Here is a 23,850-nt window from a genome sequence, read left to right as displayed (position 1 = left end):
CTTCAAGCGCGCTCCGATCTACTTCCGTGCGGGCATCGCTCAAAGCCAAACGCTTGCGGCGGGTTTCCACGGACGCAATACCTGACGCGGACCGACAGACTGGCGATCCCGTCCCACCGAGCGCCGCCAGTGCCAGCCAACGACCGCCACCTCGGCGACCCGTCACGACGAGCGCCTGCTCTCGTCCCTCGGGAGTTCTTCGACGCGGACGCTGCCGGTATCCCGCTGCGCGCGATCTTCGGCATCGCGGGCGGAAGCGACGACGGCATGTCGACGGACCGCTCGCTGCTCATCGCGCAGGCCTGCCTGAGCGGATGGCTGCGCCACGCTCACTTCGGCGATCTGGAACTCGTACCGTCGGCCGAAGAGTTCACACGCATCGAGACGCGCCGGCGGCTAGTGTTCTTCGAGGTGGCCGCGGTACTCGCGCGGGTGGAAGCGGCTCAGAGTCGGGCATCCTGATCGAGCTCGCCGTCGGGCCGAGTCCAGCACCTCTGCCGCACCCGCCTCAGCCCCTCATGGAAGACCCTCGTCATCTACCCCATTCTGGGTAGCTCCGACGCGCAGTCGTTTCCCTGCTCGCAACTCATTACCCACAGTCACATCCCTCTTCTTTTCACGTTCGTAAAGTCGCCCCGCACTCATCAGCGGAGCTCACGAACATGATCGGACTGGACACCTCCACGCGCCACGCACGCTCACCACAAGCGAGCTTCGGCCGCCGTTTCCGATGGGCACTCACGCCGGTCGTGCTGGCCGCGTTGTCGGCCTGCGGCGGCGGTGAGGTCGTCGACAGCAAGGCGACCGGGCAAGGCTCGGCGCAGGTCGAGGAGGAAGGCGACGCCGGTCCGCGCGACGCCAGCGCCCAGGCCAAGGCGCCCGCGAAGTTCAGCCATCCCGGCATCTTCATGAGCCAGACGCGGCTCGACACGTTCAAGGCCTCGGCCAACTCCCCGTCCAACAGCGGCATCAAGACCGGCTACGCCGTCGTCCTCGCCGATTCGCGCAGCAACTACACGTATGCGCATCAGGCGCTGACCACCGTGGAGGTCGTCGGCAGCGCCCGCGGTCCGCAGGAGTCGCGCTTCAAGAACGATGCGATGGCCGCCTACCTCAACACCCTGCGCTGGGTGAAGACCAACGACGTGCGCCATCGCGACAAGGCCGTCGCCATCCTCAACGACTGGGCCGTCCAGTTCCGCGGCTTCACCGTCGCCTCCGGCACGAACGCCGCGCAGGTCCAGCTCGAAGCGGCGTGGATGCTGCCCGTCTGGATCAGCGCCGCCGAGATCCTGCGCCACCACGGCGGTGGCCTGGGCAACTGGCCGGCCGCCGAGGTCGCGCGCTTCAACGGCTTCGTCGACCGCCTCTACACCGAGACCGCCAAGGCGCAATCGCGCGTCAACAACTGGGCCGTGTCGGCCGCGCTCGGCATGATGGCCACCGGCGTCTTCCAGGACAACCCGACGCGCTACGCCGCGGGGCTGACGCGGCTCATCGAGATGATCCCCGTGTCGATCTACGGCAACGGCGAGATCAACGAGCTGAAGGCCCGCGACTGCTGGCACCCGCAGTACAACCTGATCGGCATCGCACAGGCGGCCGAGATGGCCTCGATCCAGGGCGACAACTCGGTCTGGATGCACAAGCCCAACGCCAAGGACGCGCTGCCGCGTCTGGCCATGGGCCTGGAGTACATGGCCAAGTCGCTGAACAACGGCTCGGGCGTGCGCGACTGCCGCAGCTATCACACCGAATCCGGCTATACCGAGCTGGCGCTCAACGGCTACGTCAGCCGCGGCGTCGCCATCCCCAACTTCCAGTCGTATGTGCGCTCGCACGGACCGGACCAGGGCGGCTATGAGTTCCTCGGCTGGACCACCGCCACCCACGGCACCGACACGAGCGGCGCAACACCGCCACCGCCACCGCCCGCGCCTTCGCCTTCGCCTGCTCCGACACCATCTCCAGCGCCCTCACCCGCCCCGGCACCGTCGCCCTCGCCAGCGCCCGCGCCCGCGCCCGCGCCGAATTGCGCGGCATGGAGCGAAGGCAAGACCTTCAACATCGGCACGGTCGTCAGCTACCAGGGCAAGACCTACAAGGCCCTGGTCACGCACACCGCGTGGGCCGGCGCCGGCTGGAACCCGGCGTCGACCCCGACCTTGTGGACGCCGACCTCGGCCGGTTGCGGCGCGTCGACATGAGACCGCGCCGCGCGGTGCCGCCTCAGAAGAACTCGAGGACCACCGGGACGACGTCCACATAGACGCCGGGCGGCGTGGTGACCTGTCGCGCGGGAATGCGGCCGAACATCGTGTACTCCAGCCCGGGCGAGAGCCCGAGCAGATCGATGTCCACCGACCCGCTGATGACGACCGTGCCGCCGGTCCCGTCGCCCAGCGGCACCGTGAAGTTCGGATCGGCATACAGCCCGTAGCTGAGGCTCGCGGTGCCGGACGACAAGCGCCTGTTCGATACCGTGCCGTTGCCCGCCCCCAGGTAGACGGTCAGCGGGATCAGCAGCCCGAGGACGCCCCCGCACTTCACCTGCACCTTCGCCGTGCTGCTCACGTCGCCGTAGGTCAGCGGGTTGTAGACCCCGAACTGCAGCGACGTGGTCGCGACCGTGCAGGTGCACAGCAGCGCACACAACGCGTGCGCGGAGCCGGCCGACGACGCGACCAGCACCGCCACCCCGATCCGGATCATCTTCATGCGTCACCTCGGCCCTGCGGTTGCCGACGCCCGGCGGACGCAGCGGGAGGGCCGGTGAGGGCTCGCCGTCCTTCATCATGCCAGTCGCCGGCCGTCGCGCCGCGTCGTTTCCTTGCGGACAGCCTCCCCCCTCAGGGTGACCAAGGTCGCCCTGGCGCTGAGGGATACTCCTCCGCGACGGTCGGTTTGGATCGTGCCTTTCGTGGAGCAGCGCCATGGGCCTGATGGACTTCATCAAGAAACAGTTCATAGACATCATCCAGTGGACGGAGGACGACAACGGCGTCCTCGCGTTCCGCTATCCGATGCAGGACTTTGAAATCCAGTACGGCGGCTCCCTCACCGTCCGCGAATCGCAGATGGCTGTCTTCGTCAACGAAGGCAAGGTCGCCGACGTGTTCGGCCCCGGCATGTACAAGCTGACCACGCAGACGCTGCCGGTCCTCACCTACCTCAAGAACTGGGACAAGCTCTTCGAGTCCCCGTTCAAGAGCGACGTCTACTTCTTCTCCACCCGCCAGCAGATCGACCAGCGCTGGGGCACCACCCAGCCCGTCACGATCCGCGACAAGGACTTCGGCGCCGTGCGCCTGCGCGCGTTCGGCAACTACTCGTACCGCGTCGTCGATCCGAAGAAGTTCCACACCGAGATCTCCGGCACCCGCGAGCGCTACACCGTCACCGAGCTCGACGGCCAGCTCCGCGGCCTGATGCTGCAGCACATCTCGGATGCGGTCGCCCAGTCCGGCATCCCCTTCCTGGACCTCGCCGCCAACCAGGTCGAGTTCGCCAAGGCGCTGCAGGAGGCCACCTCGCCGTCCTTCGAGGCGCTCGGCCTCAAGCTCGAAGGGGTCACGCTGCAGAACGTCTCCCTGCCCGAGGAACTGCAGAAGATCCTCGACCAGAAGATCGGCATGGGCATGATCGGCCAGAACATGGGTCAGTTCCTGCAGTACCAGACCGCGCAGGCCATCCCCAAGCTCGCCGAAGGGGTCGGCGCGGGCGGCGGCGGTGGCATCGCGGGCGACGCGATGGGCCTGGGCGCGGGACTCGCACTCGGCCAGACCATGGCGCAGCAGCTGCAGCAGGGCCTGTCCGGCGCCAACCAGGCCGCCGCGCAAGCCGCCGCAGGTGCCGCGGGTGCCGCACAGGCCACCGCGCCGGTGCAGCCGCAACCCGTCAGCGCCAGCGCCGACGAGGTCCTGCTGCTGCTGGAAAAGCTCGGCGACCTGAAGGCCAAGGGCATCCTCACCGACGAGGAGTTCGCGGCCAAGAAGGCCGAGCTGCTGAAGAAGCTCAGCTGAGGCCGTCAGGCACCGCACGGCATGTCTCGCTCCGGGTCCTGATTGGCCACCGCTTCCCCCCAGCGCCGCTGGCAGGCGCACTGCCCCAATTGCGGGGCGCCGGTCGAGTTCGCCTCGGCCGCGTCCGCCAGCGCCGTCTGCAGCTATTGCCGCTCCACGCTGCTGCGTGAGGGCGACGCGCTGCGCAAGATCGGCACCAGCGCGGAACTGTTCGAGGACTACTCGCCGCTGCAGCTCGGCGCCGCCGGGCGCTACGCGGGCGCGGGCTTCGTCGTCGCCGGCCGGCTGCAGATGGCCTATGCCGACGGCAGCTGGAACGAGTGGCACCTCCTCTTCGACGCCAGCGCCGATCAGCCGCCCCGCAGCGGCTGGCTGGCCGAGGACAACGGCAGCTTCGTCATCAGCTTCGAGGCGCCGCTCCAGGAGCGCGCGCCCGATCCCGCGACGCTGCGTCCCGGCGAGCTGCAGATGCTGGCCGGCTCCGCGTGGCAGGTCGCGTCCATCGCCGACGCGACGCTGGCCGCCGCCGAAGGCGAGCTGCCGCATCCGCCCGAGCTGGCGAAGAGCTACCCCGTCGTCGACCTGCGCAACACCGCCGACGAGGTCGCGACGCTCGAATACAGCGATCCGGCGCAACCCACCTGGTCGATCGGCCGCGCGGTCCAGCTCGCCGACCTGGCGCTGACCGGCCTGCGCGAAGCCAGCGGCGCCACGCTGCAATCCAAGGCGCTGCCCTGCCCCAACTGCGGCGCGGCGCTGGAACCCAAGCTCGGCACGACGCTGTCCATCGTCTGCGGCCAGTGCAAGTCCGTCGTCGACGTCTCGAAAGGCGCCGGCGCCGACCTCGCGGCCGGACTGGCCGCCTACCGTCAGAACACCGGCGGCGAGCCGCAGATCCCGCTCGGCACGACGGGCATGCTCGCGATCGAGGGCGGCACGCCCAAGCCCTGGCAGGTCGTCGGTTATCTGGAGCGCTGCGACATCCCCGAGTCCAGCGAGGACGAACAGACCTTCTGGCGCGAGTACCTGCTGTTCAGCCGCATGGAAGGGTTCGCCTTCCTCGTCGACACCGAGGACGGCTGGAGCGTGGTGCGCCCGATCACCGGCGCGCCGTCGAACGCCGGGGCCAAGTCGGTCCGCTACAAGGACAAGGACTTCAAGCACAAGTGGACCTACACCGCGAAGGTCACCTACGTGCTCGGCGAGTTCTACTGGCGCGTCAAGCGCGAGGAACGCGCGCTCGTCCGCGACTACGAATGGCGCAACGGCACCCGCCTGGAACTGCTCAGCAGCGAGCAGGCCGGCAACGAGGTGACCTGGAGCCACGGCAGAGCCGTCGACGCCGCCGAGGTGCGCCGCTTCTCCGCGCTGCCCGAGGACAGGATGCCGGCGCTGCGCCGCGACGTGAGCTCGGGCATGGACCAGGGCAAACTGCTGCGCAACATCATCATCGGGATCTTCGTGATCGCGGTGCTGTTCGCGTTGCTGCGTGCCTGCAGCAAGGACGACTGCGACCGCTACAAGGACACCTACGGCGAGAGCAGCGCCGAGTACCAGCAGTGCAAGCGCAGCAGCCGCGGCTCCGGCGTGGGCTACGTGGGATCCAGCGGCGGCTCCTACGGCGGTTACAGCAGCGGTGGCGGCGGCCACAAGTAGTCACCAGTCTCACCCGGAGTCACGCACAGGCACCCGACGAGGACGGTTTTCGCGGAGACACTCCGGCAGCTCGGATCTCCGCCCGCCGTTCCCCACCGACATCCCGTTCTGTCCCCCGTCCGACACGCGTCGGACCCCTCGATTCAGACAACACGACCCGTCAGGAGAACGACATGGAAGGTTTCGAATGGCTCAAGCCCGCGATCGTGCTGGGCTCCATCCTGTACGCCCTCATCGGCGTGCTGGTGTTCTGGATCAGCTTCATCGTCATCGACAAGCTGACCCCGTACAAGCTGTGGGAAGAGATCGTCGAGCACAAGAACATGGCCCTGGCCGTCGTGGTCGCGGCGATGTGCATCTCCATCGGCCAGATCGTCGCCGCGGCGATCCACGGTTGAACTGAACAGACCTTCATGCGCCGCCTTGCCCCTTCTGCTGCCCGCTCTGCTGCTCGCTCGGTCGCCCGCTCTGTCGCCCGTTCCGTTGCCCCTCTCGGGCTGGCCGTGCTGGCCGTCCTGACGGCGGCCGGTTCCGCGTCCGCGCAGCAGCAGCCCTACAAGCCGCCGCCGCTGCCCAAGCCCTCCGGCATCGCGCCCAAGGGCGACTTCACGAAGGACCTGCAGCGCGCGCGACCGGAAGCGGACCCGGGCCAGGCAGCCGGCAATGAAGCCTCCGACGAAGCCTTCCGTGCCAAGGCCGAGGCGGACGCCATCCGCAAGGCCAACACGGCGGGCCGGCACGACCTGATCAAGCGCACCGGCTCGCGGCTGGTGCTGCCGACGGTGTCCGGCCGGCCGGAGATCTTCGACAGCGTCTGGCCCAACGCCAGCGGCCACAGCGAAGCCGCCTACGAGGACTACCGCTTCGACGGCCTGTCGCCGGACCGCGAGTTCTTCATCGTCCGCGCGACCTACTACGAGAGCAGCGACGTCATCTGGGTCTCGCGCCAGGACGGCGAGCGCTACCGGCTGCGCGCCACGCCCAAGGCCTCGCCGGACGGCAGCCTGCTCGCGGTCGTCAGCGCCTCCGAGGCGGCGGACTTCAACGGCATCCTGATCTGGGAGCGCGCGTCGAGCCGGCTGGTCGAGAAGTTCCGGCATGAGCCCGGCGATCGCTTCGCGCTCTACCGCTTCATGCGCTGGAAGGACAACCGGACCATCGAACTCGAGCGCACCACGCTGGGCGATCCCCTGACCTGCCGCGATGCGATGGAGGAGGCGCTGGTCGTGCTCACGCGCGAGGGCGACAACTGGACGCTCAAGGACGTCACGACGCCGCGCTGCAAGCGCTGACGCGCCAGGGCGACGCGACCCGACACGTCGCCACGCGACGCGACGACATCCACGCCCTCACACTCAAGGCCTGACCCCGCCGGGGGCAGGCCTTGTCACCAGGCGTAAGTTGTGTGGGACAGCGAACGGAGCGCTTTTAGACTGCGGCGCCTAGCCCTCCGTTCCACGCGCGCCCGCCGTTCCGTCCGATGTTGTCCGCCTCGCCCGCCGTTCAGGCAGCCAATCCTTCCCTCCGCTTCGGCCTTGCATTGCGCGTCGCCATCACGGCTGCGCTGGTGCTGTCGGCACTCGCCGCCGAGGCCTCTTCCAACGCCTGGCCCGCGCCGCCCCGCCCTGTCGCTTCGGTCGGACTCGCGCCGCGCGGCATGCTGTTCGCGCCCTCGTCCGCGACCGCGGGCAACCCCGTCGTGGAAGAAGACTCCGACGAGCAGTTCCGCGCCCAGGCCGAAGCCGAGGTGCTGCGCCGGCTCGGCGTGGCGGCTCGCCGCGACGATCTGCGCCTGTGGCTGCCCGTCGCCAAGGGCCGCCCGGTGGTCCTCGACAGCCAGCGATCCGACCCTGCCGATCCTGCGGCGTCCTCCATCGACTTCCGCCTCGACGGCCTGTCGCCCGATGGCCAGTTCTACGTCGTGCGCGCGACGCTGACCGCCGGCAGCGAGCTGCTGTGGATCTCCCGCGCCGACGGCACCCGCTACGAGATGCACGGCAACGTCAACCCGTCGCCGGACGGCCGCTACCTCGTCGTGACGCACGCGTCGCCAGGCGTCGAGTTCAACGGCGTCGTCCTGTGGAGCCTCGAGGACGGTCGCCTGGTCGAGCGCTACCGCTTCCAGCCCACCACTGATCAGACGGCGATCAGCTTCCGCTTCATGCGCTGGCGCGATGCGGACACCGTCGAGCTCGCGCAGTTCGCCGAGGTCGACGCGACCACCTGCGATCTGGGCACGCTGAGTTCCACCGCGCTGCTGTCGCGCAAGGCCGAGCGCTGGATCCTGCGCAGCGCCAGCGGCCAGCACTGCGATCGCTGAGGCGCATTGCAGCGCTGACTCGCGACCCTCTGCTCCCAAAGCAGATGCGCTACCAGGTTGAACCCCCCGTCGCGCGGGCCTTTCCTAACACGTTCTTCCGACGCAACCGGGTATCGCATCAGCCCGGATGTGCATCCGATGTGACGCTCGGTAATCGAACTTGTAACAGCTTCGCAGGCGGACCTAGGATTTCGGCACCTTCCCCTCCAGGTCCGACCATGAACCGACAAGAACAAGCTTTCCAAGCCGTTGCCATCGACACCCGCGCTGGCGTCACGGCTGCCGTCCACGCGACGCGCCCCTCGCTGGCCAAGCGCGCGATCGCGTCCACGCTGATCGCCTCCTGCACGCTGATGGCGCTGCCGATGCACGCGAGCGCTCAGGTCGTGCCGACCGAGGCGCTGGTGCAGCCGGCGGCGACCGTCGGGACGGCCGCCGACAGCCGCGTGCGCGTCAACGCCTTCTTCGCCCGCGAGGACGTGCGTCGGGCGATGGTCAAGGAAGGCGTCGACGCCGCCGCCGCGCAGTCGCGCGTGGACGCGATGTCCGACGACGAGATCCGCGCGCTCGACGGCCGCATCGCCGAAGCGCCCGCCGGTGGCGACGTGCTGGGCATCATCTTCACCGTGTTCGTGATCCTGCTGATCACCGACATCCTGGGCTTCACCAAGGTCTTCCCGTTCACGCGATCGATCCGCTGAGGTCCCGATGCCGAGGCTGAGCCCACTCGCCGCACCGGCGCTGGCGCTCGCGCTGCTGCTCGGCGGCTGCGCGAGCACGCCGCCGCAGTTGCAGGCGCTGGAACGTCAATGGCCCGCCGACCTGCCGGCGCGCGTGGACCTGTCCGCGAAGACGCCCTTCATCGCGCAGGACGACTACGAGTGCGGTCCGGCCGCGCTCGCGATGCTGCTGCGCACGGCGGGCAAGTCCGCGACGATCGAGCAGTTGAAGCCGCAGGTCTTCCTGCCGGGCCGCAAGGGCTCGCTGCAGACGGAGATGCTGGTCGCGACGCGCCGCCAGGGGCTGCCGGCCTACGTGCTGCCGCCGCGGCTGGACGCGTTGCTGGCCGAGGTCGCCGCCGGGCATCCGGTGATCGTGTTCCAGAACCTGTCGCTGGATATCGCGCCGGTGTGGCACTACGCGCTCGCCGTCGGCTACGACAAGCAACGCCGGACGATCCTGCTGCACAGCGGCAAGACCGCGCGGCAGGAAGTCGAGCTGCCCGTCTTCGAGCGCACCTGGGCGCGCGGCGACTACTGGGCGATGACGACGCTGCCGCCCGATCTGCTGCCGGCTTCGCTGGACGGCGCGCGGACCGGCGCCGCGCTGGCGGCGCTCGAGCGCCTCGACGCCCCCGCGGCGCGCAAGGGCTACACGGCCGCGCTGACGCGCTGGCCCGGCGAGGCCGTGCTGCTGCTCGGTGCCGGCAACACCGCCTACGCCGCGAAGGATCGCCGCGCCGCGGCCCAGCACTACGCGCGGCTCACGGACGTCCGTCCCGATCTGCCCGAAGGCTGGAACAACCTGGCGCAGGTGCTGCTGGAGCAGGGCCAGCGCTACAAGGCCTCGCTCGCGATCGAGCGCGCGGTGGCGCTCGGCGGTCCCCGCGTGGACCAGTACAAGGCGCTGCAGAAGAAGATCACCGCGGGGATGTGATTCCTCAGGGAATCCTCAGGGCCTGAAATCGATCGTCCGCTGCGCCGCTTCCAGCGCCGCATCGGCCGCATAGCTCCAGGTGTCGAAGCTGCGTTCCAGGTCGTGCCAGTAGCCGTTCAGCTCCGGCTTGCCGCCGGGCGCGGGATGCGCGGCGATCACCAGGTAGCGGGCCCGGAACGGCGGCGCCTCGCCGACGACTTCGCGGACGAACCAGCGTCCGTTGTGACTCTCGACGCCCCCGACGGCGTCGGTGTGGTCTGGCTTGGCTGACATGCGGACTCCTTTTGCGTTGTAAAGCAGAGTTGCGGCCCGCTGACAAGCAGGCCTCACCTTCACGCCTGGGCAAGTTTCCCTCCAACCGTCGCCGGACGCCACGCGCGCCGACGGTGTTTTACCCCCGCATTACAAGGGAGCCCGCCGCCCGCCCGCGTGGGCGATCCGCGAAGCAACTTCCACGCCGGCAGTGTCGGATTTCATTACATCCGCTGACCCATTCTCCAGGGACAACCCGCGCAAGTCCTTGAGGCACCGGGGATTGGCGGCCCGTGGCTTGGATGTTGCTTCCCCCTGCCGTTTCCCGGCCTCCCGCCGACGAACACAAGAACGACAGTCAGAGAGAGAGAACCCCCGATGAAGCGCTCGACCCTCCTTCCCGCCCTCCTTCCCGTTTTCCGTTCTGCCCTGGCCGCGACCGCGCTCTGCGCGACCGCCTTCGCCGCCCAGGCTTCGGTGCTGATCCTCGGCGCGCCCGCGCAGGCCGGCGGCCTGGCCGACGTGCAGTCGAAGATCGCGGCCACCGGCGTGGTCAGCGGCGTGGTCGACGTCTTCAACGTGGCCACCGGCACGCCCACGCTGGCGATGCTGACGGCCTACGACGCCGTGCTGGTCTACAACGAAAGCGCCACCGTGCCCTTCGCCAGCGCCCTGCAGTTGGGCAACGTGCTGGCGGACTACGTGGACCAGGGCGGCGGCGTCGTCGAAGCCGGCCTGTCGCACGCGACCGCCGCCTTCAAGGGCATGCAGGGCCGCTTCATCACGGGCAACTACGACGTCTTCAACACCAGCAACAACCAGAACTCCTGCGGCGGCCTGGGCCAGGTGATCCGCTCGGACAGCCCGCTGATGCACGACATCGCCAGCTTCAACGGCGGCATGTCCGCGCTGTGCTACCGCCTCACGGCCAAGGCCGGCGCCGAGGTCGTCGCCCAGTGGAGCAACGGGCAGGCGCTGGCGGGTTACCGCATGGACCACAACGGCGTGGTCGTCGGGCTGAACATCTTCCCCACGTCCAGCGACGCGTCGCCCGGCGGCTGGAATCCGGCCAGCGACGGCGCGCTGCTGATGGCCAATTCCCTGGCCTTCGCCGCGGGCGAGCTGCCGGAGCCGGGATCGCTGGCGCTGCTGGGCATCGCCGCACTGGCGGCAGGCGTGGCGGGCCGCCGTCGCACGCGCGCGGTCCAGGCCGCGGCCTGAGCGCCGAGGTCAGGGCACCGACTTCAGGGCGCCGACGCCGGACGGACGCGGCCCCTGAGGGATACTGCGTCGCATGTCCACGCCGCCGACCTTCAGCTTCCCCGTCCCACCCGCCGATCTGGTGATCACCGAGGACGAGCGCGCCGCGCTCTACTTCCTTCCGCAATCGCCCGGCGGCATGCCGGTCAGCGAGGAGATGCAGCAGCGCCTGCAGGACAAGGGCCTGGCGACGGCCATCCGCGAGGACGGCCGCCGCTGGCTCACCGAGCTGGGCGACCGCGCGCGGCTGGGCAAGATCTGACCCCGTCGCGGGGGACGTCAGCGCCGCTCGTACTGCGTTTTTCCGAACAGCACTTCGCGCGCCTTGTCGTCGACCAGCGGGCGTCGCTTCTCGGCCAGCACCTCGACGGCGCGGAGCACCGCGGGCCGCTTGGCGATCTCGTCGAACCAGCCCTTCAGGTGCGGGTGGTCCGACATCTCCACGCCCTGGTTCTTGGCCCCGCGCAGCCACGGGAAGATCGCCATGTCGGCGATGCCGTACGCGGACCCCGCGATGTACTTGGCATGCGCCAGCCGGCGGTCGATCACGCCGTAGAGGCGCTTGGCCTCGTTGGTGTAGCGGTCGATGGCGTACTCGATCTTCTCGGGGGCGTACATCCGGAAGTGATGCGTCTGGCCCAGCATGGGCCCGACGCCGCCCATCTGGAACATCAGCCACTCCAGCGCCTCGTAGCGCCCGCGCGTGTCCGGCGGCAGGAACTGCCCGGTCTTGCCGGCCAGGTAGAGCAGGATCGCGCCGGACTCGAACAGCGAGATCGGCTGCCCGTCCGGCCCGTCGGGATCGACGATCGCGGGGATCTTGTTGTTGGGACTGATGGCCAGGAATTTCGCATCGAACTGGTCGCCGGCGCCGATGTCCACGGGAATCACCCGGTAAGGCAGGCGGCACTCTTCCAGCATGATGTGCACCTTGTGGCCATTGGGCGTGGGCCATGAATACACTTCGATCATCAAGCGTTCTCCGTTCGGGCGCGAGGCCCTGTTCGTCGACACTCCAGTCGACACTCCGGTCGACACCTCATTGCACGGACCTCGGGCCCTGCGCGCATCGTCCCGCCTCATGGTAATCAAACAAATCAAACAGTGGTTCGCCGCCCGTGCCAATGCGGCCCGGTGGCGTCCCTTGAGCGAATGGGCCTCGGAACGCGGCGGCCAGCTGCGCCAGGCCCGCGACGGCCGCGGCTTCGTCATCGACCTGCCCCGCACGCTGCCCGGCCTCACCCGCATCGAGTGGGGGCCTTCGCAGCGCAGCTACATCGACGGCTACGAGCTGCGCATGCGCTGCGAGCTCAAGATCAACCCCGACATGCAGATGATGCTCATCGAGCGCAAGCTGATGGAGCGTCTGGAGAGCAGCGTCTTCGAGGCCTACACCGACACGCTGCGCACGCGCGTGGACACGGACACGCCCGAGGAGATGCGCTGGCTGGTGATGTTCCCCAAGCACTCGCAGATGGAGTCCAAGCTCGTGCGGCAGCGCTTCGGCGCGGTGGGCATCAACCGGGAGCTGGTGATGGCCTGGCTGGACAAGGACCTGTCCGAGCGGCTGGGCCAGGCGACGCAGGACGTGCTGGTGGAAGGCAGACCCTTCGTGCTGCTGAGCCTGCGGGGCAACGTGTACCTGCGCACCTCGATGCCGGAGCCGTCGCTGCCGGAGTTCCAGGCGCTGGCACGCGTGCTGGAAGCCGCGGCGGCCAGCGCGCAGGCGGTGCACCAGCGGCTGGGCGATGGGGGGCCATGGCCGACAACCACGTCGGTGGCCTGGCACAGCCGGCCGTCCGAAGGGGATTACGGCTCGCCAGCCTGAGCTGGCGCACTGCCACCGCCGCTGGCCCTCACCCCTGCCCTCTCCCGCAAGCGGGAGAGGGAGAGCACTAGGCGAAGAGATCGGCCGAGCCGGCCACCGCTTCCGTGCAATCGATCAGCCGGCCCTGCCCGGTGATGAAGGCGCAGCGCACCGGCTCGCCGGGCTGCAGCGCCATCACGGCCTCGCGGTAGCGCCACAGCTGCTGGATGTACTCGGGATTGCGCTGCGGCGCCGGGTGCAGCTTGTAGTCGAGCACCCACCACGTGCGCACGCCCGCGCCGTCGCGGCGGCTGACCAGCCGGTCCAGCCGCATGTCGTGGCCGTTCCAGCTGAGCGGCACCTCGTTGCCGTGCCAGTCGAGCGCGGCGGCGTCGAAGAACGGCCCGCAGTCCCCGCTGCCGAGGATCGCGCGCACGCTGCGCTCCAGGCGCTCGGTGCGGCGCGCGTCGAGACCGTACATCTGCGCCGCGGCCGCCATCAGCCGCTCCAGCGCATGCGCGCCGCCCTGCGGCCCGCTGTGCCATTCGAGCACGCGGTGCAGCGCCTCGCCGAGCGCGGCGCTGTCGTCGACCTCGTCGGGGCTCTGGCCGACATCGGCGCTGGCGTCCGCCACCTCCGCCGGGATCGGCTCGACGCGCGGCAGCAGCTTGAGCCGCGCGACGTCCTCGTCCGGCGCACAGGCGTCATCGAGAAGCTCGGGCACCGCCATCGCGTCGGCGTGCGGCTGCACGCGCGTCCACCAGGTGCCCGATGAACTCTGGCGTTTCGCGGGGGTGCGGCTCAGCAGCAGCCGGTGCCGCGCACGCGTCATCGCGACGTACAGCGCGTTGAGCTCCTCGCGCTGGCGCTGGTCCTTCTCGTCGTCGAGCAGGGCCTGCAGCGACGGCGGCGGCTTGGCCTCCGACACGAGGAAGGCCACCGTCCGCGGCACGGCCTCCTGCACGGGCCAGGAGATCGCCAGCGCCATGCTCTCCGAGCGCGCCGGGCCGGCCTCCGCGTCCATCAGGATCACGACCTTCGCCTCCAATCCCTTCGCGCCGTGCACCGTCAGCAGTTGCACGGCATCAGGCTCGGCTGGCGCCGCCAGCTTCAGCGCGCGGCTCTTCAATGCGCGGACGAATCCGTAGAGGCCCGCATAACGCCCTCCGTCCAGCTCCAGCGCCAGCGCGAGCAGCGCCTCCACCGCATGCAGGCGCGCGCGCCGCTCGCTGGCCGGCACCGCGGCGGCCAGGCGCACCATCAGGTCGCCCTCGTGCACGATCGCGTCGAGCAGGTCGTGCGGGCTGCGCAGCACGGCCGTCGACGCCCAGCGCGACAGCAGGCCCTGCGCGCGGCGCAGCGGCTCGCTCAAGGCCTCCTGGTCGGCCTGGAGCAAGACCTCCCACCAGGAGCGGGTCGTCGGCGCTTCAGGCTGCGGCGGGTCCGCAGGTGGGTCGGCCGGCGGGAGGTCGCCCACCTGTCCCGGCTCAGCGGGCCCTGCACGGGGCATGGGGGATCCCTCCTGGACCCCCAAGCCCCATTCCGGTCCTGCAGCACTCGCTGACTGCGTTGGTTCTTTGACTGCGGGAGGCTGCTCCTGACCGAGCCATTTCACCGAGCGCGATTCGGCGGCCAGCCACAGCAGGTCGGCCTCGCTCGCACCGAACAGCGGACTGCGCAAGGCATGCGCCAGCGACAGCTGATGCCCGCTCGACGCCAAGGCGTCGAGCAGCGCCAGCAGATCCCGCACATCGGGCGCATCGAGCAGCGCCATGTCCTCGGGCGCCGCATGCGCGATGCCCTTCCCCTTGAGGATCTGCGCCAGCACGCGCAGCCCCTCGCGCTTGCGCGCCAGCACGAAGATCTCGCCGGGCTGCGCCTCGCCCTTCGCGAGCAGATCACCGATGCACGCGGCGATCCGCTCGGCCTCGGCCTCGCGGCGGTGCAGCTCGGGCTCGCGTCGCGGCTCGGTCAGGCTCGGACGCCAGACGCCTTCTTCCCGATCCGTCCCGGAGGCGTCGTCATCGGAGGCCTGGTCGCCGTCGATGAAGAAGACACCGTCGAGCGGATCACCGCCGCCGGACTCCGTCGTGTGCGGGCGGAAGCCGCTGTACTGCTGCGCCAGGCTCGCCGATTCGAAGACGGCGTTCACCGCCGCCAGCACAGGCACCGAGTTGCGCCGCGTGTGGTCGCACGCGAGCAGAACGCCGTCCAGCCCTTCGCGCACGAAATCTCGCGCCGCGGCGAAGACGCGCGGCTCGGCCCGGCGGAAACGGTAGATGCTCTGCTTCGGGTCGCCGACGATGAACACCGACGGCGGCCGCTGTCCGCTGGCGCCGCCGCCCGCGCCGACGTAGCCCGACAGCCACGCGTGCAGCGCGTGCCACTGCAGCGGGCTGGTGTCCTGGAACTCGTCGATCAGCAGGTGCCGGACCTGGCTGTCGAGCCGCTCCTGCACCCAGCCCGACAGGTCCACGTCGCCGAGCAGGGCCAGCGCGCCGCGTTCCAGGTCGTTCATGTCGACGATGCCGCGCTCGCGCTTGAGCCGGTCGAACGCGTCCAGCAGCGTCAGCGCCAGCGCGCACATCTGCTGGTGCCACAGCCGGGCGCGGTCCTGGTCGATGGCGAGCAACAGCCGCTGCAGCCGGTCCGACGCCGCGGACAGCGCAGGCGATTCGCCCAGGTTCTTGCGCAGCGATCCTTCCGCCGTGAACAGCGCCTGGCGCACGCCGGCGAGCGCGTCGGCGTCGCCCCGCTGCAGCGCCTGTTCGATCGCGGTAGCGCATTTCTTCGGCGTGACCTTGGTCGACTGGCCGAACTCGATCGCGAGCGCCTGCAGCTCGCCGCGCATCAGCGCGAAGGCCTCGATCGGATCGGCGAATGCGGCGAGCTCGGGCACGACCTCGGCCGCCGTGGGCATGCTGTCCATCAGCCGGCCGTGCTGGTGGGCGAGGCGCAGCTCCACGCGCTTGTCGAAGGCCGAGGTCAGCCAGTCCAGCAGCTTGTTGCGGCCGTGGATCAGGCTCAGGTCGCGGTAGATCGCCAGCAGCGTTTCGTCCTCGAGCACGGCGGCGTGGAATCGCTGCCAGAGCTCGGGCATCAGGTCGCTTTCATCCTCGAGCAGCTGGAGCTCCGGCGACAGGCCCTGCGCGCGCAGCAGCTCCAGCGGCGCGGCGCGCAGCAGCTGCGAGAACCAGGCGTGGAAGGTGCGGATCTCCACCGGACGCGCGTCCTGCAGCAGCCGCTGCTGCAGCGTGGCCAGGCGCGGCGCGAGCTCGACGGCCTGCGCCTGCGGCAGACCGCGCTGGCGCAGGGCGAGCACGCGACCCGCGTCGTCGCAGTGGGCGAATTCGTGCAGCCATTCGTTCAGGCGCGCGCGCATCTCGCCGGCGGCCTTGCGGGTGAAGGTGATCGCGACGATGTCCTGCGGTCGTGCCCCGTCCAGCAGCGCGCGCAGGATGCGCGAGACCAGCATCCAGGTCTTGCCCGCGCCGGCGCAGGCCTCGACGACGACACTGCGCGCCGGATCGCAGGCGAGCTCGTAGAAGCGCTCGCGCGCGACCGGCGCGCCGTCGAGCGTGTAGGCGGCGGCGTTCGCCGGAGTGTCGTTCGTCGGCGCGGTCACGGCGCGGCTCCATCCCAATCGTCGCGGCGGCACAGGCCGCGCATCTCGCAGTAGGCGCAGGCGACGCCTTCGCCCAGCGCGGGCAAGGCCTCACCGCCGTGGATCGCCATCAGGTCCTGGCGCAGGCCGTCCAGCATCACAGCCGCGGTCTCTTTCACGTGTTCATGCTCGATCTCGGCGATGCCTTTCGAGTCGTCGAGGGCCAGGTATTGCGCGTGGAGCGCCGCGGGAGCGTCGGAATCCGCCGCGTCCATGAGCACGGCGTAGACGGCGAGCTGTGTGTCTTCGAGCGGATTCGCGACCTTGTCCTTCAGGCCCTTGAGGCTGCCGGTCTTGTAGTCGATGAGCAGTTGCCCATGGGGCGCGTCGTCGATCCGGTCGATGCGGCCGAGCAGCGCGAGCTCCGACAGCGCGGGCTCGATCTCCGCCCAGGGGCGCACGCGGCGGTCGACCTCGCCGCGCTCAAAGCGCTGGCCGTCGGCTTCGCGCTCAGAGAGCCATCCGAGATAGGCCGGCACGAAGCGCGCGAAGCTCGCCGAATACGGCAGGAACTCCGCCGGCGCCAGCCCGAGCTCGCGCATCTGGTCCTGTGCGGCCCGCTGCAGACGGCCTTCGTCGTCGAGCTGCGGATCGCGGCCGTCCACGCGTTCGGTGTGGAACTGGTGCAGCACCGCATGCAGCCACGTACCGTAGTCGCGCTTGTCGGCCTGGACATCGAGCTCGCCGGCTTCGCGCAGGCCCAGCAGCACGCGGGCGAAGAACTGGTACGGACACTGGCGCAGCGACTCCACCGCGCTGGCGCTCAACGTCGACGGCAAGCGGCCTTGCGCCTGCGCGGCGGCACGGTCGACATGCGCCGCAGGCACGCTCGCCTCGATGCGCGGATCGTGCCAATGCGGCAGCACGTGGCCCGCCGCCTGCAGCGCGAGATCGAGCCGATCCACCAACGGACTCGCTGCCAGCGGCTCGCTGCCCAGATGCCCGCGACGCAGCAGCGTCACCGCCGGCGCGCGCAGCAGCTGCGCGAACTGCCAGGCCAGCGCCTGGCGCTTGCCTTCGACGGTCGGCAGGCCGATCTCGCGCGCGAACGTATCGCCGATCAGCACCGGCCCCGGCGGGACCGGCCCCAGCGTCGCGGCGTCCGCGCCCGGCAGCACGATCGCGCCGAACGGACGCAGCATCGTCCGCGCCAGCGGCGTGATCATGATCTGCAGGCCGCCTTCGAGCGGCGGCTTGTATTCGCCGGCCTCCAGCGTCTGCGACACCCAGTCGACGAATTCGGAGGCGCCCAGTTGCGCGCCTCGCAGGACCGCTTCGTGGCCGGAGCCCGGCCACGGCGTCTTGCTCAGCCACAGGGCCTCCAGCACTTGCGGGCCACCGGCGGGCTGACGCTTGAGCTGCTCGTCGGCGCCCAGCTGCTGGAGCGTCTGCCCCAGCGCGGCGATCCACGTTTCGAGCGGCTGCGCGCCGCGCAGCTGCAGCGGCACCAGGGCCTCGCGCGCAGCCTCCCAGAGCCGCTCGCTGCCCTGGGGCAGACGATCGGCGCGCACCGCCTGCGGCACGGACCAGCCGCGTCGGCGGCAGTGCGCTTCCAGTGCGCTCAACGAGGCACTGCCGCCCTTCTCCCGCAGCGACGCGGCCAGCGGTGTCTTCAACCAGGCCAGCCAGTCGTCGACCGTCGCCTCGCGGCGCGCGGCGCGCAGCATGGCCATCAGCTGCGCAGCCGGCGCGGTCGTCGCGAGGGTCCAGCCCGTCTCGTCCTGGATGCCCAGGCCCTGGCGCTCCAGCAGCGCGCGCACGCGGCGCAGCAGCACCCGGTCCTGTGCGATCAACGCGACCGGCGCGCGACCGGCCTGCAGGTGATCGAGCACGGACGCGGCGCTGCATTGCGCCAGATCCTCGAAGTCATCGCACACGGCCTGTTCGATGCGTCCGACCGGTGCGCCGCCGTCGAAGGCGGCGTCCAGCGGCAGATCGGCGTTCAGTCGCAGGCAGGGAATGCCGGCGGCGTCCGCGCTCGCGAGCAGCGCCTCGGCAAGCGGATCCGGCCCCCCGCATTGCAGATGCAGCCACGCGCTGGGGCGGAGCGCGAAGAGCGCATCAGTCGCCGGCGCACGCGGATCGGCCGCGGCCCATTCGAGCGCGACTGCCAGCAGCGCACGCTCCAGGTGTCCAACGCCGCTCTGCTGCGCCAGCCCTTGGCGGCCCTGCTCCCAGAACCCGCTTCGCAGCGCCGGATCACGCAGCGCGGCGGCGCGGGCCAGCGCATGCGCGGCTTCGACGAGGCGCTGCACCGCCGCGTCATAGGCGCGCGGATCTTCCTTGCGCAGGGCTTCGGCCCAGGTCTGGCCGCTGAGCAGCGTGCGAGCCGCCAGGGCATCGATGGCGGCGTCCTCGGTGATCTGCTGGGCGTGGGGCAGCGGACTCGGGCCGAGCGCCGAGGCCAGGCTCCGGGTCGTCTCGATGCGCGGCTGCCAGCGGGACAGCTTCATCCAGGCCACGCGGGCCGGCTTCAGATGCTGCGCGAAGGGCAGCAGCAGCACCGCGTCGCGGGCGGACAGCCCGTGAGCCTCCAGCCAATCGGACGCCCGACGCGCGACGCCATCCCAGATGGCGGCGCTGGTGTGGGCCGGCTGCAACGGAAAGTCGACCGGCGACAGCGGCAGGTCGCCCAGCGGCGGAGACGTCATCGAGGGCGGCGGCGTGGTCGACAAGGCGGTGATGCTGGCGGTGACGGTGGTGGAACGTGGCGGCGGCGGGGCCATTGCGAGCAGTGGCGGCCCCCGGCATTCACTCCGAAGAGCGAATGCATCGCCACGATAGCGAAATCCAGGCCTCCTGCCCCTTGAGATGCGCCCTGCGCACCGTCATGTCGAGGGAGCGCCTACTCGGGCCGAGGTTTCCGGGCTTGTGTGAGAATCGTCTCACCCTGCAAGCCCTGGGCCCTCGGGGCGACGCATTGTCGCCCGGCCGGCCGCCCCGACCGAGGCATCCGCCCGGCAGGGACATCACGCAAGGACCATCTCCATGAGCAGCGAACAGATCAAACACATCTCCGACGCCTCGTTCGACAGCGACGTCATCCAGTCCGACAAGCCCGTGCTGGTCGATTACTGGGCCGAATGGTGCGGCCCCTGCAAGATGATCGCCCCCATCCTGGACGAGGTCGCCAAGGACTACGGCGACCGCCTGCAGATCGCCAAGCTGAACGTCGACGACAACCGCGAAGTGCCTGCCAAGTTCGGCATCCGCGGCATCCCGACGCTGATGCTGTTCAAGGACGGCCAGCTCGCCGCGACCAAGGTCGGCGCGTTGTCCAAGGCCCAGTTGACGTCCTTCCTCGACGCCAACCTATAATGATTCCATTCGTCGGGGCCCAAGCGGCTCCGGCGAACAACTTGCCACCACGCCCTCCCGGGCAAAACGGCGTCCCCGGACGCCGTCGACCTTCCGGGTGAGCGCGTGGACTCGGCGCCCAAGTCTCCACGCTTTCCTCAAGTCCGCCGCAACGCGGATGCGCGTCCCTTGGGCTCGCCGTTGTTTGTGTCTCTGGCCTTGGCAGGCTCTGGACGACAGACCGGGTCAAACCCCCCATGCATCTTTCTGAACTGAAGGCGCTTCACGTCTCCGCCCTGATCCAGATGGGCGAAGAGCTGGAGATCGACAACGTCGCCCGTCTGCGCAAGCAGGAGCTGATGTTCGCGATCATGAAAAAGCGCGCCAAGGCCGGCGAGCAGGTGTTCGGCGACGGCGTGCTGGAAGTACTTCCAGACGGCTTCGGCTTCCTGCGCTCGCCCGAGGCCAGCTACATGGCCTCGACGGACGACATCTACCTGTCCCCGAGCCAGATCCGACGCTTCAACCTGCACACCGGCGACATGGTCGAAGGCGAAGTGCGCGTGCCCAAGGACGGCGAGCGCTACTTCGCGCTGGTCAAGGTGGACCGCGTCAACGGCCTGACGCCGGAGGAGTCCAAGCACAAGATCATGTTCGAGAACTTGACGCCGCTCTTCCCGAAAGAGCAGTTCAAGCTTGAACGCGACATCCGCGGCGACGACAACATCACCAGCCGGATCATCGACCTGATCGCCCCCCTGGGCAAAGGCCAGCGCGCATTGCTCGTCGCCCCGCCCAAGTCGGGCAAGACGATGATGATGCAGCATCTGGCGCACTCGATCGCGGCCAACTATCCCGACGCCCACCTGATGGTGCTGCTGGTGGACGAACGCCCCGAGGAAGTGACCGAGATGCAGCGCACCGTGCGCGGCGAGGTCATCAGCTCCACCTTCGACGAACCGGCCGCGCGCCACGTGCAGGTCGCGGAAATGGTCATCGAGCGCGCCAAGCGTCTGGTGGAACTGCGCAAGGACGTGATCATTCTGCTGGACTCGATCACCCGCCTGGCCCGCGCCTACAACAACGTGCTGCCCAGCTCCGGCAAGGTGCTGACCGGCGGTGTGGACGCGAACGCCCTGCAGCGCCCCAAGCGCTTCTTCGGCGCCGCGCGCAACATCGAGGAAGGCGGCTCGCTGACCATCATCGGCACCGCGCTGGTGGACACCGGGTCCAAGATGGACGAGGTGATCTACGAAGAGTTCAAGGGCACCGGCAACTGCGAAATCCATCTGGACCGTCGCATGGCCGAGAAGCGGGTCTACCCGTCGATCCTGCTGAACAAGTCGGGCACCCGCCGCGAGGAACTGCTGCTCAAGCCGGAGATCCTCCAGAAGGCCTGGATCCTGCGCAAGCTGCTCTATCCGATGGACGAGATCGAGGCGATGGAGTTCATCCTCGACAAGATGAAGTCCTCGAAGAACAACCACGATTTCTTCGACATGATGAGACGCGGCGGCTGATCCCGGCCCCCTCTCTGGACTTCACGGAAGCCGCCCCTGGGCGGCTTCTCTCATTTCCGCTATACTCCGCGTTTTTCCGCTGTCGACAAGTGCGCTGCAAGGGGCAGTGTGGCTGGCGGCACCGCAGCGAGGATTTTCAAATGGCCAAAGAAGGCATTCACCCCAACTATCGCGACGTGGTCTTCGTTGACCAGTCCAATGGTTCCCAGTTCGTGATCCGCTCGACGGTGCAGACGAAGGAATCGATCAAGCTGGAAGACGGCCGCGAACTGCCGCTGGTCAAGCTGGAAACCTCCAGCGAATCCCACCCGTTCTACACGGGCACGCAAAAGAGCATCGACAGCCTGGGCGGCCGTGTCGAGAAGTTCCGCAACAAGTTTGCGAACCTGCGCCCTGGCGCCAAGGCCTGAGCAGCCCGCCCCGACCGGATCTGATCCGGTCACCGCAAGAAGGCAGCCACTCCGGCTGCCTTTTTTCATGGTCGGTCCGCAAGGCCGGATCGGGTCGACGGACAAGGCTTCGCCCGCCTTTACCGGACGCTGTCAGGAGACTCGTTCTGAGGCCGGTGAAGCTGCGGCATGATGCGCACCGGCATCCACAACGACAACGAGACAGACGCGCATGAATCTGCCCACCCCGGCCGTCGTGGCCGAGCGCAGCACGCACCCGATCCCGCGCTGGGCCCTGCTGCTGCTGTGCGCCGCCTACGTGCTGCCCGGCCTGTTCGGCCGCGATCCCTGGCGCAATGCCGACCTCACCGCCTTCGGCTTCATCGCCAGCATCGCGCAGGGTCACGCGCCGTGGCTGCAGCCCGCCATCGCCGGCCTGCCCGCGGACGGCGGACTGCTGCCGTACTGGGTGGGCGCGCTCGGCGTCAAGTTGCTCCCCTTCCTCGATCCCGCCGTCGCGGCTCGGATCCCGTTCGGCCTGATGCTCGCGGCCGTGCTGGCGCTGGCCTGGTACAGCTGCCTGCACCTGGCGCGCACCGAGGCCGCACAGCCGGTGGCCTTCGCCTTCGGCGGCGAGGCCCATGCGGTCGACTACGCCCGCGCCATGGCCGACGGCTGCCTGCTGGCGCTGATCGCCAGCCTGGGCCTGCTGCGCCTGGGCCACGAGATCACGCCGGAGATCCTCCAGCTGCTCGGCATCACGCTGTTCGTGTACAGCCTCGCGGCGCTGCCCTTCCGTGCCGGGAAGGCCCGCACGGCGATGCTGGTGGCGCTGCCGGTGCTTGCCACCAGCGGCGCCCCCGCCGTCGCGCTGGCGCTGGCCGTCGGCGCCTTGTGGCTCTGCTTCCGCTCCACCTACGAGGACGCCCGCAAGTTCCTGCCCTGGATCCTCGCCGCGATGGTGCTCGCCGCGCTGGTCGCCTGGCCGATGCACGGCTGGGCCTGGCGCGTGAAGGCCAGCGAACGCAGCGTCCTGGACTGGTTGCGCCTGCTGGGCTGGTTCTGCTGGCCGGCGTGGCCGCTGGCCGCCTGGTCGCTGTGGCGCTGGCGCTCGCACCTCATGCGGCGCCACCTGTCGGTCCCGTTGCTGGCCTCGCTCGTGCCCCTGCTCACCAGCCTGCTGATGGGGGCCGACGACCGCGCCATGCTGCTCGCGCTGCCGCCGCTGGCGGTGCTGGCCAGCTTCGCGCTGCCGACCTTCCAGCGCAGCGCGAGCGCCCTCCTCGACTGGTTCTCGGTCTTCTTCTTCACCGTCGGCGCCATCTTCCTGTGGCTCTACTACATGGCGCTGCAGATCGGCTGGCCGGCGAAGCTGCTGGCCAACGTCCGCAAGCTCGCGCAGGGCTACGAGCCGGAGTTCAGCCTGCTGACCTTCGTGGCGGCCGTGCTGGGCACGCTGGCCTGGCTGTGGCTGGTGCGCTGGCGCACCGCGCGCCATCGCCACGCCCTCTGGAAGAGCCTGGCCCTGCCGGCCGGCGGCGTGGCGTTGGCTTGGCTGCTCGCGATGACGCTGGGACTGCACACCCTGAACTACGCGCGCAGCAACAAGCCGCTGATCGAGCGCATCGCTGCGCATGTGCCGGCGGACGTCGAGTGCATCGCCGCCCCCAACGTGCCGACCCATGCCTTGGCGGCCTTGGAGTTCCAGGGCCACTGGAAGGTCGACGCGACACAAGGTCTTGATCGCACAGGCTGCTCGATCGCGATCACGGTGCAGGCCGAGAACACGCCGATGCCCCCGAGCGGCTGGCGCGTGCTCGGCGTGGTCCGCCGCCCGACGGACCGTTTCGGCACCTACCTGGTCATGCAGAAGGATCGCTGAACGCGACCCACCGCCGTCCCCGATCTACAGCCGATTCGGAACCGATTCCGAACCGATTCCGAACCGATTCAGTCCTCGGTCCCAGACCGTGGCAGTCCTGGGTGGTTCAGGGACGGGGGTGCTTG

The 23,850-nt window shown here is 69.5% G+C and carries 21 protein-coding genes; 16 read left to right on the top strand and 5 right to left on the bottom strand.

The features are described 5' to 3' along the window. Positions 1–129 precede the first annotated feature (129 nt). Together ABE85_RS04510 and ABE85_RS04505 are read left to right on the top strand one after the other, a co-directional pair. Entirely contained in the window at positions 130–462 is a 333-nt protein-coding gene (locus ABE85_RS04510) for a hypothetical protein (protein WP_067270416.1), read from the top strand. Positions 463–662: 200 nt separating this feature from the next. Then, positions 663–2,207 carry a carbohydrate-binding protein gene (locus ABE85_RS04505; RefSeq protein ID WP_067270413.1) on the top strand — a complete coding sequence of 515 codons (1,545 nt, stop codon included), beginning with the start codon at positions 663–665 and terminating at the stop codon, positions 2,205–2,207. 22 nt (positions 2,208–2,229) lie between these two features. Here ABE85_RS04505 and ABE85_RS04500 read toward each other — a convergent pair whose 3' ends face one another. Continuing rightward, positions 2,230–2,718, bottom strand: a complete 489-nt coding sequence (locus ABE85_RS04500; protein ID WP_067270410.1) for a spore coat protein U domain-containing protein — start codon at positions 2,716–2,718, stop codon at positions 2,230–2,232. A gap of 215 nt (positions 2,719–2,933) precedes the next feature. Here ABE85_RS04500 and ABE85_RS04495 point away from each other — a divergent pair, with 215 nt between their 5' ends. The 7 genes from ABE85_RS04495 to ABE85_RS04465 all read left to right on the top strand — a co-directional run bounded on the left by ABE85_RS04495 (position 2,934) and on the right by ABE85_RS04465 (position 9,654). Beyond that, on the top strand, positions 2,934–4,022 hold the full coding sequence (locus ABE85_RS04495) for an SPFH domain-containing protein (RefSeq protein WP_067270406.1): 1,089 nt from the start codon (positions 2,934–2,936) through the stop codon (positions 4,020–4,022). 42 nt (positions 4,023–4,064) lie between these two features. Beyond that, entirely contained in the window at positions 4,065–5,678 is a 1,614-nt protein-coding gene (locus ABE85_RS04490) for a DUF4178 domain-containing protein (protein WP_067270402.1), read from the top strand. Between the two features lie 173 nt (positions 5,679–5,851). Further along, the gene (locus ABE85_RS04485) at positions 5,852–6,076 is read left to right on the top strand and encodes a DUF350 domain-containing protein (RefSeq protein WP_067270396.1); all 225 of its coding nucleotides are present in this window, start codon (positions 5,852–5,854) and stop codon (positions 6,074–6,076) included. 105 nt (positions 6,077–6,181) lie between these two features. Continuing rightward, positions 6,182–6,970, top strand: coding sequence for a hypothetical protein (locus tag ABE85_RS04480; protein WP_067270393.1), 789 nt, complete (start codon positions 6,182–6,184; stop codon positions 6,968–6,970). A gap of 188 nt (positions 6,971–7,158) precedes the next feature. After that, positions 7,159–7,998, top strand: a complete 840-nt coding sequence (locus ABE85_RS04475) for a hypothetical protein (RefSeq protein WP_157521922.1) — start codon at positions 7,159–7,161, stop codon at positions 7,996–7,998. Between the two features lie 218 nt (positions 7,999–8,216). After that, a complete protein-coding gene (locus tag ABE85_RS04470; protein WP_157521920.1) occupies positions 8,217–8,699 on the top strand; it encodes a PA2779 family protein in 483 nt (160 codons plus the stop codon). A 7-nt stretch (positions 8,700–8,706) separates the two neighbouring features. After that, positions 8,707–9,654, top strand: coding sequence for a PA2778 family cysteine peptidase (locus ABE85_RS04465; RefSeq protein ID WP_067270387.1), 948 nt, complete (start codon positions 8,707–8,709; stop codon positions 9,652–9,654). A 15-nt stretch (positions 9,655–9,669) separates the two neighbouring features. Here the strand turns inward: ABE85_RS04465 and ABE85_RS04460 are convergent, their stop codons facing one another. Continuing rightward, positions 9,670–9,927 carry a hypothetical protein gene (locus tag ABE85_RS04460; RefSeq protein WP_067270383.1) on the bottom strand — a complete coding sequence of 86 codons (258 nt, stop codon included), beginning with the start codon at positions 9,925–9,927 and terminating at the stop codon, positions 9,670–9,672. A 357-nt stretch (positions 9,928–10,284) separates the two neighbouring features. Here ABE85_RS04460 and ABE85_RS04455 point away from each other — a divergent pair, with 357 nt between their 5' ends. Then, positions 10,285–11,127, top strand: coding sequence for a PEP-CTERM sorting domain-containing protein (locus tag ABE85_RS04455; RefSeq protein WP_067270380.1), 843 nt, complete (start codon positions 10,285–10,287; stop codon positions 11,125–11,127). A gap of 73 nt (positions 11,128–11,200) precedes the next feature. Beyond that, positions 11,201–11,428, top strand: coding sequence for a hypothetical protein (locus ABE85_RS04450; protein WP_067270377.1), 228 nt, complete (start codon positions 11,201–11,203; stop codon positions 11,426–11,428). Between the two features lie 17 nt (positions 11,429–11,445). On the opposite strand, the gene ABE85_RS04445 is transcribed toward ABE85_RS04450, so the two are convergent. Further along, a complete protein-coding gene (locus ABE85_RS04445; RefSeq protein WP_067270374.1) occupies positions 11,446–12,138 on the bottom strand; it encodes a glutathione binding-like protein in 693 nt (230 codons plus the stop codon). Between the two features lie 172 nt (positions 12,139–12,310). On the opposite strand from ABE85_RS04445, the gene ABE85_RS04440 reads away from it, so the two are divergent. Further along, on the top strand, positions 12,311–12,994 hold the full coding sequence (locus tag ABE85_RS04440; RefSeq protein ID WP_067270371.1) for a hypothetical protein: 684 nt from the start codon (positions 12,311–12,313) through the stop codon (positions 12,992–12,994). A gap of 67 nt (positions 12,995–13,061) precedes the next feature. On the opposite strand, the gene ABE85_RS04435 is transcribed toward ABE85_RS04440, so the two are convergent. After that, a complete protein-coding gene (locus ABE85_RS04435) occupies positions 13,062–16,598 on the bottom strand; it encodes an exodeoxyribonuclease V subunit beta (RefSeq protein ID WP_067270368.1) in 3,537 nt (1,178 codons plus the stop codon). Next, on the bottom strand, positions 16,595–19,363 hold the full coding sequence (locus tag ABE85_RS04430) for a PD-(D/E)XK nuclease family protein (RefSeq protein WP_067270364.1): 2,769 nt from the start codon (positions 19,361–19,363) through the stop codon (positions 16,595–16,597). The genes ABE85_RS04435 and ABE85_RS04430 overlap by 4 nt, the downstream gene beginning before the upstream one ends. 262 nt (positions 19,364–19,625) lie before the next feature. On the opposite strand from ABE85_RS04430, the gene trxA reads away from it, so the two are divergent. From trxA to ABE85_RS04410, 4 genes are all read left to right on the top strand, one after another. Beyond that, the gene (trxA, locus tag ABE85_RS04425; RefSeq protein ID WP_067270361.1) at positions 19,626–19,955 is read left to right on the top strand and encodes a thioredoxin TrxA; all 330 of its coding nucleotides are present in this window, start codon (positions 19,626–19,628) and stop codon (positions 19,953–19,955) included. Between the two features lie 236 nt (positions 19,956–20,191). Continuing rightward, positions 20,192–21,454, top strand: a complete 1,263-nt coding sequence (gene rho / locus ABE85_RS04420; RefSeq protein WP_067270357.1) for a transcription termination factor Rho — start codon at positions 20,192–20,194, stop codon at positions 21,452–21,454. Positions 21,455–21,594: 140 nt separating this feature from the next. Continuing rightward, positions 21,595–21,864 carry a type B 50S ribosomal protein L31 gene (locus ABE85_RS04415; RefSeq protein WP_067270354.1) on the top strand — a complete coding sequence of 90 codons (270 nt, stop codon included), beginning with the start codon at positions 21,595–21,597 and terminating at the stop codon, positions 21,862–21,864. A 211-nt stretch (positions 21,865–22,075) separates the two neighbouring features. Beyond that, positions 22,076–23,725, top strand: a complete 1,650-nt coding sequence (locus ABE85_RS04410) for a hypothetical protein (RefSeq protein ID WP_067270351.1) — start codon at positions 22,076–22,078, stop codon at positions 23,723–23,725. Positions 23,726–23,850 lie beyond the last annotated feature (125 nt).

This window comes from Mitsuaria sp. 7 (assembly GCF_001653795.1).
GTDB lineage: Bacteria > Pseudomonadota > Gammaproteobacteria > Burkholderiales > Burkholderiaceae_C > Roseateles.
The sequence above is the reverse complement of the archived record's forward strand: the minus strand, read 5'-3'. Positions and strand labels throughout refer to the sequence as shown.

Coding starts and splice junctions, on each gene's coding strand:
- ABE85_RS04460 (WP_067270383.1), bottom strand. CDS start 9,927: ATGTCAGCCAAGCCAGACCACACCGACGCCGTCGGGGGCGTCGAGAGT.
- trxA (WP_067270361.1), top strand. CDS start 19,626: ATGAGCAGCGAACAGATCAAACACATCTCCGACGCCTCGTTCGACAGC.
- ABE85_RS04410 (WP_067270351.1), top strand. CDS start 22,076: ATGAATCTGCCCACCCCGGCCGTCGTGGCCGAGCGCAGCACGCACCCG.
- ABE85_RS04430 (WP_067270364.1), bottom strand. CDS start 19,363: ATGGCCCCGCCGCCGCCACGTTCCACCACCGTCACCGCCAGCATCACC.
- ABE85_RS04500 (WP_067270410.1), bottom strand. CDS start 2,718: ATGAAGATGATCCGGATCGGGGTGGCGGTGCTGGTCGCGTCGTCGGCC.
- ABE85_RS04450 (WP_067270377.1), top strand. CDS start 11,201: ATGTCCACGCCGCCGACCTTCAGCTTCCCCGTCCCACCCGCCGATCTG.
- ABE85_RS04505 (WP_067270413.1), top strand. CDS start 663: ATGATCGGACTGGACACCTCCACGCGCCACGCACGCTCACCACAAGCG.
- ABE85_RS04475 (WP_157521922.1), top strand. CDS start 7,159: ATGTTGTCCGCCTCGCCCGCCGTTCAGGCAGCCAATCCTTCCCTCCGC.
- ABE85_RS04465 (WP_067270387.1), top strand. CDS start 8,707: ATGCCGAGGCTGAGCCCACTCGCCGCACCGGCGCTGGCGCTCGCGCTG.
- rho (WP_067270357.1), top strand. CDS start 20,192: ATGCATCTTTCTGAACTGAAGGCGCTTCACGTCTCCGCCCTGATCCAG.
- ABE85_RS04485 (WP_067270396.1), top strand. CDS start 5,852: ATGGAAGGTTTCGAATGGCTCAAGCCCGCGATCGTGCTGGGCTCCATC.
- ABE85_RS04470 (WP_157521920.1), top strand. CDS start 8,217: ATGAACCGACAAGAACAAGCTTTCCAAGCCGTTGCCATCGACACCCGC.
- ABE85_RS04495 (WP_067270406.1), top strand. CDS start 2,934: ATGGGCCTGATGGACTTCATCAAGAAACAGTTCATAGACATCATCCAG.
- ABE85_RS04445 (WP_067270374.1), bottom strand. CDS start 12,138: ATGATCGAAGTGTATTCATGGCCCACGCCCAATGGCCACAAGGTGCAC.
- ABE85_RS04415 (WP_067270354.1), top strand. CDS start 21,595: ATGGCCAAAGAAGGCATTCACCCCAACTATCGCGACGTGGTCTTCGTT.
- ABE85_RS04455 (WP_067270380.1), top strand. CDS start 10,285: ATGAAGCGCTCGACCCTCCTTCCCGCCCTCCTTCCCGTTTTCCGTTCT.